The sequence below is a fragment of the Burkholderia sp. 3C genome, assembly GCF_054589155.1.
On the sequence record NZ_BAAILN010000155.1, the window covers coordinates 214,051 to 214,268 of the forward strand.

The window sequence follows — 218 nt, forward strand, 5'->3', positions numbered from 1 at the left end:
CGCAGCCGAAGCAAACGCCGTCGCGTGGCAAGCCGCTTCGACGCAAGCCGCCGAACGTCAGCAAGCCATTTGCGACGCGCTTGCCAAGACCGCCGACAGCATCGCTACGCAGACCGAAGCACATGCCAGCGGCACGATCGCCGAAATCGCCCGTGCCGCCGAAGCGAACGCTACCGCGTGGCAAGCCGCCTCGACGCAAGCCGCCGAACGACAACAGA

At 66.5% G+C, this 218-nt stretch carries 1 protein-coding gene; it reads right to left on the reverse strand.

The features are described 5' to 3' along the window. Nucleotides 1-218: hypothetical protein (locus tag ACYP33_RS33445; RefSeq protein WP_459625401.1), on the reverse strand; the 218-nt coding region annotated here is incomplete at both ends.